The 11,819-nt window shown below is 68.2% G+C and carries 9 protein-coding genes and 1 pseudogene; 4 read left to right on the plus strand and 6 right to left on the minus strand.

The window, feature by feature from the left end; all coding sequences use genetic code 11:
- Nucleotides 1-74 precede the first annotated feature (74 nt).
- Nucleotides 75-827, minus strand: coding sequence for an anti-sigma factor (locus tag ACFXC1_RS41455; RefSeq protein WP_381252913.1), 753 nt, complete (start codon nt 825-827; stop codon nt 75-77).
- Entirely contained in the window at nt 824-1,408 is a 585-nt protein-coding gene (locus ACFXC1_RS41460; protein ID WP_381252916.1) for a sigma-70 family RNA polymerase sigma factor, read from the minus strand. The genes ACFXC1_RS41455 and ACFXC1_RS41460 overlap by 4 nt, the downstream gene beginning before the upstream one ends.
- Before the next feature lie 676 nt (nt 1,409-2,084).
- On the opposite strand from ACFXC1_RS41460, the gene ACFXC1_RS41465 reads away from it, so the two are divergent.
- Together ACFXC1_RS41465 and ltrA are read left to right on the plus strand one after the other, a co-directional pair.
- On the plus strand, nt 2,085-2,348 hold the full coding sequence (locus tag ACFXC1_RS41465) for a peptidase associated/transthyretin-like domain-containing protein (protein WP_381252919.1): 264 nt from the start codon (nt 2,085-2,087) through the stop codon (nt 2,346-2,348).
- 590 nt (nt 2,349-2,938) lie between these two features.
- Nucleotides 2,939-4,282, plus strand: coding sequence for a group II intron reverse transcriptase/maturase (gene ltrA / locus ACFXC1_RS41470; RefSeq protein WP_381252921.1), 1,344 nt, complete (start codon nt 2,939-2,941; stop codon nt 4,280-4,282).
- Nucleotides 4,283-4,659: 377 nt separating this feature from the next.
- Here the strand turns inward: ltrA and ACFXC1_RS41475 are convergent, their stop codons facing one another.
- Nucleotides 4,660-7,380, minus strand: coding sequence for an exo-rhamnogalacturonan lyase family protein (locus ACFXC1_RS41475; RefSeq protein WP_381252977.1), 2,721 nt, complete (start codon nt 7,378-7,380; stop codon nt 4,660-4,662).
- A 61-nt stretch (nt 7,381-7,441) separates the two neighbouring features.
- Complete coding sequence (locus ACFXC1_RS41480; RefSeq protein ID WP_381252924.1) at nt 7,442-8,173, minus strand: DUF6250 domain-containing protein; 732 nt, start codon at nt 8,171-8,173, stop codon at nt 7,442-7,444.
- Nucleotides 8,174-8,423: 250 nt separating this feature from the next.
- Between ACFXC1_RS41480 and ACFXC1_RS41485 the strand changes: the two genes are divergently transcribed.
- Nucleotides 8,424-10,070 carry a rhamnogalacturonan lyase B N-terminal domain-containing protein gene (locus ACFXC1_RS41485; RefSeq protein WP_381252927.1) on the plus strand — a complete coding sequence of 549 codons (1,647 nt, stop codon included), beginning with the start codon at nt 8,424-8,426 and terminating at the stop codon, nt 10,068-10,070.
- A gap of 164 nt (nt 10,071-10,234) precedes the next feature.
- On the opposite strand, the gene ACFXC1_RS41490 is transcribed toward ACFXC1_RS41485, so the two are convergent.
- Both ACFXC1_RS41490 and ACFXC1_RS41495 read right to left on the minus strand, forming a co-directional pair.
- Nucleotides 10,235-10,741 (minus strand): hypothetical protein, encoded by a 507-nt coding sequence (locus tag ACFXC1_RS41490; protein ID WP_381252930.1) that lies wholly within the window; start codon nt 10,739-10,741, stop codon nt 10,235-10,237.
- Between the two features lie 29 nt (nt 10,742-10,770).
- A pseudogene (locus tag ACFXC1_RS41495) lies at nt 10,771-11,286 on the minus strand (transposase); the annotation flags it as partial.
- 35 nt (nt 11,287-11,321) lie between these two features.
- Between ACFXC1_RS41495 and ACFXC1_RS41500 the strand changes: the two are divergent.
- Nucleotides 11,322-11,579: a hypothetical protein gene (locus tag ACFXC1_RS41500; protein WP_381252933.1), complete on the plus strand. Its 258-nt coding sequence runs from the start codon at nt 11,322-11,324 to the stop codon at nt 11,577-11,579.
- The last annotated feature ends 240 nt before the right edge of the window (nt 11,580-11,819 follow it).

Here is an 11,819-nt window from a genome sequence, read left to right on the forward strand (position 1 = left end):
GGGGTCTGCGGCCGCGCCCGCGCGGGGGGGGGGGCGGCGCCCCCCCCCGCCCGGGGGGGGCCCCCCCCACCTTCTCAGGCGGGGAAGTTCACCAGCGCGAGCGGGCTGGTCGTGGGCTGTTTCGAGCCGCCGGCGGGTTCGACGGTGACACCCACGCCGGACGCCCCGTCCACGGCCCCCTGCAACAGGACGGCCTGGTCGCTGAGGCCGGGGTCCATCAGACCGGCGGAGCGCATGGTGCCCCCGTCGTCGAACCACAGCTGGTAGACCTTGCCCGCCGGCGGCTGCGCCATCCTGGCAGCGAGGAACACCGCTTGGTCCCGCTCGTGCGAGACGACCACCGTGCCTGTGGCACCGCCGGTCAGCTTCGCGACTCGGGTCCTGGCGTCGGGTGCGGCGAGCACCGCGCTGATCTGCGCTGTTCCCTGCTCGGCCCGGCGCGCCCGGCCGAGCGCGTCCTCGGCCCGCTGGTGCTGCCACACAGTGGTGCCGCCGAGCGCGGCAGCAGCCGCGACGCAGGCGGCCAGCGTCCACCTCGTCAGGAGCCGGGCCCGCAGTCGCGTACGGCCCGAACGCATCGGCGCCGGGTCGCCGGGGGAGTCCTGGCGGACGGTCGTGATGCGGCGCAGCACCTGCTCGCGCATCTCCGGCCGAGGCGTCACGGCGACGGCGAGTCCCAGGCGGGCCGCGGTGGCGCACAGCTCGGCGGCCTCCTGACTACAGGGTTCGCAGTCGGAGAGGTGCCGCTCGAACGCGTCGCGTTCCTCGTCGGACAGGGCATGCAGGGCGTAGGCACCGGTCATGCGGTGCAGTTCGGCGGTGGTCATGCGGTCACCCCCAGGCAGTCGCGCAGCCGGATGAGTCCGTCGCGCAGGCGGGTCTTGACGGTGCCCAGCGGAAGGGCGAGTGCTTCTGCGACCTGGCGATAAGTCAGTCCGCGGTAGTACGCCAGGGTGACCGCCTGGCGCTGGATGTCGGTCAGCGTGCGCAGACAACGCCGCACCTGTTCCCGCTCCAGCCGTGCCTCGACCTGCTCGGTCACCTCGTCGTACTCGGGCGTACGGTCCAACAGCGCGGCCTTGTGGTCCCGGGCGGCCACGGCTTCCACGTGCCGGACGCGGTCCACCGCCCGGCGGTGGGCGAGAGTGAGAATCCAGTTGATCGCCGTTCCGCGGTCGGAACGGAAACGGGGAGCGGTCCGCCACACCTCCACCAGGACTTCCTGGGCCACTTCTTCCGACTGCGCCTGATCGCGCAGCACGGCACGGACGACACCGAGAACCGGGCTCACGACGGCGTCGTAGACAGAAGCGAACGCAGGCTCGTCCCCGAGGGCCACGCGGCCCACCAGCTCCTCCAGGTCCGGCTCCGTCGATGGGTTCCTGCCGATATGTACGGCTTCTTTCACAACGCCCTCCGTGGTTGGGACATCTCCGGACGTAATCCGATCCTGGGCGGGCCGGGGATTGGTCCTGACAGCGATGAAAACGCAGGTGATTCCGCACGGTGACGGCAGAAGGGCGGGCGACGAACGACTACCTCGCTGTCAGCGGACCAAACCGTCGCATGCGCGGCGACGGATCACCCCTGAACCGGAAGTTCTGTCAGGTGTGAACCCACCGCGAAAGGAGGCCGCGGATGGCAACCTCACCGGCGACGGGCTCCTGCTCCTCGGAGGAATCACCAGCGCCCGCGTTGCGCGTGACCCTATTGTGTGTTTTTCGTTGACGGAGTGTGAAGATCGCTGATGGTCCGTGTGAGCGGCCGGGGGTATCGGCCGAGTTGACTGGCGGGTACTGGCTGGACTCGCCTCCCGGTTTCCGGACTTCGTGCCGGTGTCCCGACGGGGCCCTCCTTCGACGACGGCGGTGAAGGAGGGCTCCTTGCCCGGGTGCGCGCGGCCGCCGTGCTTCAGAGGCTCTGTGCCGGCGTGATTGTGCCCGGCCGCGCGAATGGCGCAGCGGGGTCCGGTGCCGTGTCTGACGCCTGGCGGGCTGCGTCACCTGGCTGTGGGCGGAGAAGACCTCGTTCGGCCTCGCCCCGGTCGCTCCACCACGGTCACCGTCCGCGCGAACGCCTCCGCCGTGGCCACGGCCGCTACCTGCACCGCGCGCCTCACCTGCAGCACCGACGTCCCCTACGCCGCAGCATCGGCCAGGGTATGCCTCAAGGTCACGATCCCGCGGACCTGGGGCCATCTCCCCGGAACGATCACCGACAGGCACACGGGGGCATCGCTCGCCGGAGCGACTGTCCTGATCTGCCCGGTGGGGCACGCCGGACCGACCGGCTGCGACCACCTCGCGCACACCGTAGGCACGGACTCCGACGGACACTACGGCCTCTGACTCGATGCCCGACCGAGCCCGCTGCGGATCAAGGCCTCGGCCGCCGGCCACCACCCGGCATACAAGGAAGTGACTCTGTTGGCTTGTGTCCTGAACACGAAGTGGAGCTGCATGTAGGAGAGCTTCGCGAAGTGATGCTGTGTGGAAGATGAAGGTGCTTGGCCCTTCGGAGTCGCCCTGCGGGGGGAGGCTTCAAACCGCCTCATGCTGCATTGGCTGAAGACCGTTGTGGTGAACGATGAGGAAAAGGCGTCGTAAGAGGCGTCAGGTGGGGATCGGGAAGACGAACGCGAGTGAATCGTCGCTGAAGTGTCGAAAGAGTTGAGACGACATCAAAACCGGGGTTCACCGACAACTTCGGGAAGAGCCTGGCGGGTGCCCGCCTATTGGCCAGGTGGTGTCCGGCATGCAGACGACGTGAGCCCGATCTGCCGCTTCCACATGGAACAGGAGAAGGCGTGCCCCGATACTGTCCGCCCTGGTAGGGGCTGGCGAGAGGGAGTGTCCTCGGCGGTGGAAGCCGTGAGGGATCGAGTACCGGCGCGGGGCGCGCTGGCGGACCGGCCCGTAGTAGTGACGAAGCCCGCGTAATGGGGGTGGAGCGAAGGGGCCGGGCTATTCGTGACGTTGTGTATCTGGACAACCGGACGTTCTCCGGGAGGAACTTGATGGGCACGTTGAAGTCACCGGCCAAACCGTTCGACATCTCGAAGCGGGAGGTCTGGGAGGCATACGAGGGAGTGAAGGCGAACAAAGGCGCGCCGGGAGTGGACGGGAAGTCCATCGACGAGTTCGAGAAGGATCTGAAGGGCAATCTGTACAAGATCTGGAATCGAATGTCGTCGGGGACGTACTTTCCGCCGCCGGTGCGTGCGGTCGAGATCCCCAAGTCCTCGCCGGGAGGCGGGACGAGGATCCTGGGCGTGCCCACGGTGGCCGACCGGATCGCCCAGACCGTGGTGGCCAGGCACCTCATGGACCGGGCCGAGCCCGCGTTCCATGAGGACTCCTATGGCTACCGCCCTGGGCGGTCGGCTCTGGACGCGGTGGAGCTCTGCCGGGAACGCTGCTGGAAGAAGGACTGGGTGATCGAGCTCGACATCCAGAAGTTCTTCGACAGCGTCCGGTGGGACCTCGTTGTCAAGGCCGTGGAAGCGCACACCGACGCCGTTTGGGTGATTTTGTATGTCAAGCGGTGGCTGCAGGCCCCGCTGGAACTGCCCGACGGCACCTTGCAACAGCGGGACCGTGGAACCCCACAGGGCTCAGCGGTCTCACCCGTGCTCGCAAACCTGTTCATGCACTACGCGTTCGACCTCTGGCTGGACCGGGAGTTCCCCACCGTCAGTTTCGAACGCTACGCGGACGACGCAGTTGTCCACTGCGTCTCCGAGCGGCAGGCCGGTCAGGTGCTGGCCGCGCTCACGAACAGGATGGAGGAAGTCGGGCTGCTGCTGCATCCCGACAAGACCAGGATTGTGTATTGCCAGGACTGGAAGCGCCGCGGCTCTTATGGGCACACGGAGTTCACCTTCCTCGGTTACACGTTCCGAGCAAGGAAGTCGCAGGACAAGAACGGCAGGCTCCGCCGGTCGTTCCTCCCCGCGATCAGCAAGGACGCCCAGAAGAGGATCGGTGCGGAAATCCGCAACTGGCGGCTCCACATCGGGTCCGACCTCTCCTTCGTGGACCTCGCCCGACGGATCAATCCGATCGTGCGGGGCTGGATGCAGTACTACGGCCGGTTCTACCGATCGGCCCTGTACCCCCTCCTGGAGCGCATCAACGCCTACCTGGTGCGCTGGATCCGCAAGAAATACGAACGGTTCGCGGCCCTGCGCAAGGCCATCCGAAGGATGCAGATGATTGCCAAGTGGTATCCCGGCATGTTCACGCACTGGAGATGGATCAGCACAGCGGCCTCGGCCTGGTGATCAGAATGGTACGAGCCGTGTGATCGGAGACGATCAAGCACGGTTCTGTGAGGGCCGGGAGGTGAGACTCCTCCCGGCTACTCGGCGGGCCGCGCCACGCGGGCAGACCTGTCGCTGACCGCTACCTGCCCCCAAAGCCACCCGCCCACCTCGCGCCCGCCCGGACAGTCTGTCGGGGCGGGCGCGAACTGCTCAGAGAGTTCGGGTGTCTGTTGGCGGACGAGCCGGAGGAGCCCGTGTTCCCCTCGGATCTCGGCCTGCAGGCGTCGGACACGCTGGGCAGTGCAGCACGTTCGACGCCGGGCAGAAAACTGCCTCTGCGCTGTGAGTTTCCCTGAGCTCGCCAGGGCCCGCGCCTCTCCGGCACGGGGCCTGTCTCAGTTCAGTGCATCACCGACCAGGGCGAGGTCTTCGATCGCCGCGAGACCGTACAGAGCTGTGGAGTTGGTGCTGACCCAGGTGGCGTCGGTCCCGGTGTTGAGTACGGCGGGGCCGTCGATCTTCGTGGTCGTCCACGGGGTGCTCGCGGCCGGGTAGCCGTCGCTCGCGGTGAAGTTGCTCCAGGCCCGGGTGGCCAGCGCCGTCTCGCTGGTGAGGCTTGCCGCGTACGCGTCCAGGCGGGAGTGGCCCTGGACCAGGCTGACCTTGAAGCCCGCGCCGTAGCGGGCGGTCTTCTCGGCCGTGGTGGCGTTGAAGTAGCGGCAGTAGTCCAGCCAGGCGGCCCGGAAGCCGGGGAGGTCGCTCTGCTCGACCCCGGCGATCAGTTCGGCGGCCAGTTCGGGCAGGCCGAAGCTCGCGGAGAGGTGGGAGACGTCGATCACCGGTGTGCTCTGGATGGCGAAGGCGCCCGTGTCGAGGTCGTACAGGCCGCTGCCCTGGACGAAGCCGTTGGGCTGGGCGGCGATGGTAGAGGCGCTGGCCAGCAGCTTCTTCTTGGCCGTCCGCCATTTCGGGCCGCGCCGCTCCCACTCGGTCCACCAGGCCCAGCCGAGCCCGCTCCAGTCGGTGCCGAAGCCTATGGACAGGGCGTGCCGATTGCCGGGGACGTAGCCGTCGGTGCGGACCTTGCGGTTGGGATCGAGCCTCAGGAAGGTCTCGTCCGCGTCGACCTGGGCGTGCATCAGGTCGCCGGTCCGCTCGTCGGCGGTGAGGTAGTAGAAGAGGCGGCGGTAGACGGGTGTGGAGATGCGGACCTGTTTTGCGCTGTCGCCGAAGTGCTGGACGCCGTGCCGGGTGCCCAGGCCCGCCCATTTCCCCAGGTGGTAGACGTCGACTTCACCGGTGTGGCGGGTCATGGCCTCGGCGAAGCGGTAGATGTCGGCGCGGCCGGAGCGCAGGAAGGCGAGCCAGAGCCACAGGTCGGTGGAGAGCTCGGAGTTGTCCCAGGCGTAGCCGCCGACGTCATAGCACCAGGTGTGACGGTCCGGGTCGTAGGTGTGCTGGACGTCGCCGTAGTCGAGGAAGCCGTACCAGCGGCGGTGCTCGCGCTGGTCGCGGTAGTACGTGAAGAGCAGGTCGAGGCGGTCTTCGATGGTCTTCCTGGCGGTGGTCGAGCGGTCCACGGGGGACCAGAGCCCGGCGAAGACGCCGGCCGCGTGCAGGGTCCCGGGGGCGGCAACGAGCTGTGGCGGGGTGGTCAGCACGTTCTTCTGGGCGACGAGCACGGATGCTGTGGGGGTGGCGGTGTTGGCCCACAGGTACAGCTCGGAGGTGCGGGCGATGCCGTAGGGGGTGCCGAAACCAGGTTCGTAGTCCTCGTAGGTGATGTTGAGGCCGGCGGTCTGCTCCGCGTACGTGTCCTGACCGAGGCCGTCGTGATAGAAGCGCAGATCGAGCGGCTGGGCCTCGGGCGACCAGAGCCAGAGGGTGACCGTCGCCTCGTCGGAGGCGGCGTCGCGGACGTCGAGTTGGGCGGGGTGCTTCTGCCAGAAGTCCCGCAGCCCGAAGGAGAGTCCGCCGCTGACCCCGCCGACGTAGCCGAAGCCGGGAGCGCGGGTGCCGCCCGTGGTGTGGATCCAGCCGTGGCCCGCCTTGGTGCGCTTGCGGACGGTGAAGCCGTCGGCCGACAGTTGGGCGAGGCTGTAGTCGCCCCAGGCCGGGACGTACTGGAGGGCGGAGGAGACCCGGGTGTCCCAGGTGGAGATGTCCGGCAGTTCCTCGCCTTTGACCTGCGCGGTGCGCACGGCCGCGCCGGGGTCGCGGCGCAGACCGGTGACGCCCTGGACGGCTTCGGTGAGGAAGCCGTCGCCGGCGCCGGCGAGGCGGATGTGGCGGTTGTACGGCTCGTCGGTGAGCGGGACGCGGATGCGCAGGCCCAGTCCCTTGATGAAGTCGCCGTCGCTCTTGCCGGGCTCCTGGGTGCCGTCGTAGGTGATGGTGTGGACGACGCGGATCGCCTCGGACCCGGCGTGGAGGTAGAGGCGGATGACGAAGGGCAGCCAGGAGCGGCTGCCGCGCTCGTGCCTGCCCTCCAGACGGACGACGGCGCGCACCGGCCCCGACTGTTCCACGGTGACGGAGCTGACGCGGCCCGTGAAGCGCTCCCAACGGGTACTGGAACCAGTGCCGTTGTAGTCCTCGTCGTCGACCTCCGGCTGGCGCAGGACGACCAGTTCGGCCTTGTTCGCGATCTCTGTGCCTGCCCGCTCGACCGTGCGGATGACGTCGTGCGCGCCGGACTTGGCGATGGTGACTTGGATGACGCCGGTGTCGACGTCGATCGTGCCGCCCTTGGTGTCCACGGTGAGTGCGGCGTCCGACTTCGCGGGCATGCCCGGGGCCAGGGTGTAGCTCTCGGCGGGTTCGGCGGTGGCGCCGACCGCGTGGGCGGTCCACTTCAGGGTGCCGTCGGGCCAGTGGGCGGTGGGCCAGGACTGGACGGGTACGGCGGTGCCGTCGTCGGCGGTGAGCGCGAAGGTCTGCTCGGCGGGGAGCACGCCCTTGGGCCAGGCCACACCGAAGGTGGTTCCGGGGGCTGCGGTGGGGGTGCCGCCCTCCAGCCAGGTGAGCCGTACGGGGTCGACGGCGGCGGGCTTCGCACTCCCCGGCGCTGCTGCGGCAGGGTCGGCGGCGAGGGCCCAGGACAGGTGGGTCGCCATGGCGGTCACGGCCGCCGCTTTGAGGGCGTCTCTGCGGGACAGCCCGGGTCTACGGGGAGTCTCAGGCACCGTGACCGCCTCCGAGCCGCCAGACACGGAAGTCGGCGATGTGGAAGTGACTCCAGGTGGTACGGAAGGCGAACCAGCCGCTGGTGTAGGGGTCCTTGTCGGTGTAGTCGAAGACAAGTTCGCCGTTGTCCCAGTACTGGACGTGTTCGCCGTCGGAGACCAGCCGGATGCGGTTGGGCTCGTTCGCGGTGAGCAGCGGGGAGGTGTAGTCGTAGATCAGCGGCCTGGAGCCCGCCACGCCGACGTAACGGCGCAGCCGGGTGGTCGTGTTGTAGTTCGCGCCGAGGCCCGCGTAGTACGTGGTGAGGTAGTCGTAGTCGGTCAGGGCGCCGCTGCGGGGCGTGCCGAACAGGTCCTCGGGGGAGCGTGAATCCCGCGCGTTCCAGAAGGAGTTGAGATCACTGACCCGGTCGTTGGCGCCGCCCGCCGAGACCGGGGTCGCCGTGAAGTCGATCTCGTACCGGCCCGAGAAGGGGCGCTTGAACCAGACGGATGCTCCGGCGGGCACGTCGACGTCCAGCACGCCGCCCTTCGCCGTGACGCTGCCGCCCTGCTCCAGCTCGGTCCGCCACTGGCCGGTGCCGTGCCGGAAGTCGTCTTGGGCCAGCAACTGGCCGTGGCGGTAGGGAGTGTGACGGTCCGGTGCTGCGGCTGCACCGGTGGGCAGGGCGATGGTGACCGCGGCCGCGAGGCTCACCACGGCGGCGGACCAGGGGTTGGGCATCGGAAATCCCTTTCTGTGGACGGTCAGGAGCGTACGGAAGCCAACCCTTCCGATCAGCAAATGCAACAAAAGTGCAAGTAGGCGTTCACGAAGTGTCGAATTCGCTGTCGAATCCCGCATGTTGAGACCGAATGTGACATGCCATTACAGCTCCGTGGCCATCGGCCGCCGATCTTCGCCCGGGGCCGCCCGGGCGGGCAGTCTGACGCCGTCCCTCCCCGATCCGCCGTCCCCCGAAGGAGTTGTCCCCATGGCGTACGACAGCCCGCTGCCCCGCCGTACCGTTCTCGCCGGAGCGGCAGGACTCGTCCTGGCCCTCGCTTCCCCCACCAGATCGTCGGCCGCGAGCTTCGGCTACACCGACGACGGCACCCACTACGTCGTCGACACCGGAGCCGGCCTGGTCTTCAAGGTCGACCACACCAACGGCGACCTGTCGTCCTTCGTCTACAACGGCACCGAGTACCAGGGCTACGACGGCAAGAACTCCCACGTCGAGAGCGGCCTCGGCGCCTCGACGGTGACAATCGCCGCCCCCGCCGCAGGAGTTGTCCTCATCACGGTCGTCCACGGCACCCTGGTCCACTACTACGCGGCGCGCAGTGGCGAGAACAACATCTACCTCTTCACGTACAAGGCCGACACCTCCGTCACCGCCAGCCGGTACATCGCGCGCCTCAAACCGGGCATCTTCCCCACCACCTACCCGGACACGTGGTCCAACTCCGACACCGTCATCGAGTCCGCCGACGTCTTCGCCAAGACCGACGGCACCACCAGGTCCAAGCACTTCTCCAACCTGAGGACCATCGACTACGACTACTTCGGCTTCAGCACCTCCGCCGCCGCACTCTGGGTCGTACGCTCCACCAAGGAGAAGGACTCCGGCGGCCCCTTCATCCGCCAGCTCCTTCGTCACGGCAACGAGTCCGGCGCCGGGCTCTATGAACACCTCTACTACGCCGAAGGTCAGACAGAGGCCGAGCGCTTCGGGCTGCACGGCCCGTACGTCCTCGCCTTCACCGACGGATCCGCGCCCAAGACCGCCGTGGCCGGACGCGACAACGCCGCCTGGGTGGATGCCCTCGGCCTCACCGGCTGGACCGGCACGAGCGGCCGCGGCCGGATCGTCGGTAATGGTCTTGCGGGACGCGACACCTCATACCCCTACGTTGTGGGCGTCGCCAACGCCGACGCGCAGTACTGGTCGAAGGTGGACGCGAGCACCGGCAAGTACGCCGTCCCGGGCATCCTGCCGGGCACCTACACCCTCACCGTCTACAAGGGCGAACTCGCCGTGCACACACAGGACGTCACGATCACCGCGGGCGCCGTCACCACCGTGCACACCATCACGATCACCGGCGACCCCGCCGCCGACACCGCCCTCTGGCGCATCGGCGACTGGAACGGCACCCCGGCCGGCTTCAAGAACGCCTCTCTCGTCACCTACGCCCACCCCTCCGACTCCCGCGCCGCCGCCTGGACCGCCGACGCCTACGTCATCGGCAGCTCGACGCCCGCGGCGTGGCCCGCCTACCAGTTCAAGGAGATCAATCAGGGCCTCCTGGTCTCCTTCACCCTCACCGCCTCCCAGGCCGCCGCCGACCGCACCCTCCGCATCGGCATCACCACCGCCAAGGCCAACGGCCGCCCCCAGATCACCGTCAACGACACCTGGACCTCAGCCGTCCCGGCCGCTGCGACCGAGCCCTCCACCCGCACCCTGACCGTCGGCAGCTATCGCGGCAACAACCACACCTACGAATACGTCATCCCCGCCGCGCAACTGCTGACCGGCACGAACACCCTGCGCATCGACGCCGCGAGCGGCTCGGCGGGCGGCGGGGGATACCTCAGCCCCAGCTACGGGTTCGATGCCCTCGACCTGCTCTGAGGGCGGGACCGCGCGGCGGGCGGGGGCTGTGGGTCGGCCCGGCGCCATTCGTGCTCCTCGCCGCAGCTTGTCAACTCGCCGGCTCGGCGCGGGGCATGAGTGTCCTGAGCGAGGAGTAATTGTGAAGATGTGTGGACGAGCCGGCCTGGGTCGGACTTGTTGTGTCAGTCGTCCGTCAGGTCCTCCCCGCGATACGGTATCCATCGGTATCCAGGCTGGAACACTTGGTAGTCGGAGCCCAGGTCAAGTTCCGCATGCAGCTCTTCGCAGAGAACGAGCCCGTGGATGCTGCCATCGTTCAGTTCATCTGACCACTCACACCCGAGCTCAGCAGGGTCCACGAGTGATTCCGGATCCCAGCCGACCTTCGCGGCGACATATCCATGGAACTGCGCGAGCAGTTCGTAGAGTTGGTTTCCCAGTTCGCTCAGCTCCGCTGCGGTGAGCTCGAATCTGGGGAGGCTGCCGTCCAGGCCGCAACCCCAGCTGACGGCCACAGGCAGGATCGAGAGCTCGATGTATGAGCCCACCTTCGCCAGCATCGGCCGGTGGAGAGGGATGCGGTGGGCGCCCGCGCGAAGCACCCGCGGCCGGGGGTCGATGCGGGCGGCAGTCTGTGCTGCCTCGGCGTCTTCGCCGAAGTTCACCACGAGCTCGAAACAGATCGCCACGGTTCTTCTGCCTCCCCAACCCAGCGGCCTCACGCAGCCCGCGTGTCAGTATGTTCGACGAGGATGCCATTCTCGAACCCGGCGCCCGCGCGGACCAAGGGCACCAGGTGGGATCCGGTGATCGCCCGCCACCGGGCCTGGGCGGACTCGACGAGCTTGAACACCATCGCCAGGGCTGCGGCCGGGCTTCCGGCGCCGCGGATGACCTTGGTCAGTGCTCGGCAGGGAAGCCGTAGAACGCCAGCAGCTCGTCCAGGTCGTCGGTGATCTTCGCGACGGCTTTGGGTCACTTTGTTCCGTGGTCCTTCGCGAACGTGCGGTCCGCCTGCTCTGCATGGGCCCGATCCTCGGCGTTGTAGATCTCCCGCAAAGCTCTGCGGGCCCCGGTGTGCACGGACTTCGGCAGGGAGCTGATCACATTCCTGGCTTTGTGAACCCAGCACCTTTGATGCCGGGCCTGCGGAAACACCTCCGCCGGAGCCCCGCCACAGGCCCATCGCGCCGTCCCCGACCACCAGGGCCGGGTCCTTAATTCCCCGCCGCCGTCAGTCGCGCACTCGAATTCTCCGAGGTCGCTGCGGTGCAAACAGTCGCGTTGCTGCCGCTGGGCCAATCCTTCGCGGTGAAACCCGCTGTTGCGGTTGCCGAAGTCGTGCGGGACGAGCTCATCCAGCCGCTGTGGCCGCAGGATAGGGCGGAGATCGCGCTCGACGGGCTCATCGAGAAGGTCGCGGTGGGAGAACTGGTCGTGACGGCGGGGCGAGCGCGACTTGCCGGATCGGATCCGCCGTCGTGGCTGTTCCTGTCGTTGATGCGCCACGACACACGTGAGTGCTGACCTGGCGTCAGGACGTCCCGGCCGCGACGCGTGACGTGTGACGCGTTCGTGCGTACGGCCGAGAGTGCGGCGGCCGGGCTGTGGTCCTCTCGGCCGAAGGCGCCCAGCAGGGTGGCCCCGCAGTCGACGACCAGCCTGAAGCCCGTGATGTAGCGATGCCTGAACGAGCGCGTCGTTCCAAGACACGGAACAGGAGCCCAGCGCCGCCCGGAAGGCTCGGGCGGTTGACGGTGATGGTCA

This window comes from Streptomyces hokutonensis (assembly GCF_042751305.1).
GTDB classification, from domain to species: Bacteria; Actinomycetota; Actinomycetes; order Streptomycetales; family Streptomycetaceae; genus Streptomyces; species Streptomyces hokutonensis_A.

Bases quoted from the DNA above. Each gene is read 5' to 3' on its own strand.
- ACFXC1_RS41455 (WP_381252913.1), bottom strand. From the start codon at position 827: ATGACCACCGCCGAACTGCACCGCATGACCGGTGCCTACGCCCTGCAT.
- ltrA (WP_381252921.1), top strand. From the start codon at position 2,939: ATGGGGGTGGAGCGAAGGGGCCGGGCTATTCGTGACGTTGTGTATCTG.
- ACFXC1_RS41475 (WP_381252977.1), bottom strand. From the start codon at position 7,380: ATGGCGACCCACCTGTCCTGGGCCCTCGCCGCCGACCCTGCCGCAGCA.
- ACFXC1_RS41480 (WP_381252924.1), bottom strand. From the start codon at position 8,173: ATGCCCAACCCCTGGTCCGCCGCCGTGGTGAGCCTCGCGGCCGCGGTC.
- ACFXC1_RS41485 (WP_381252927.1), top strand. From the start codon at position 8,424: ATGGCGTACGACAGCCCGCTGCCCCGCCGTACCGTTCTCGCCGGAGCG.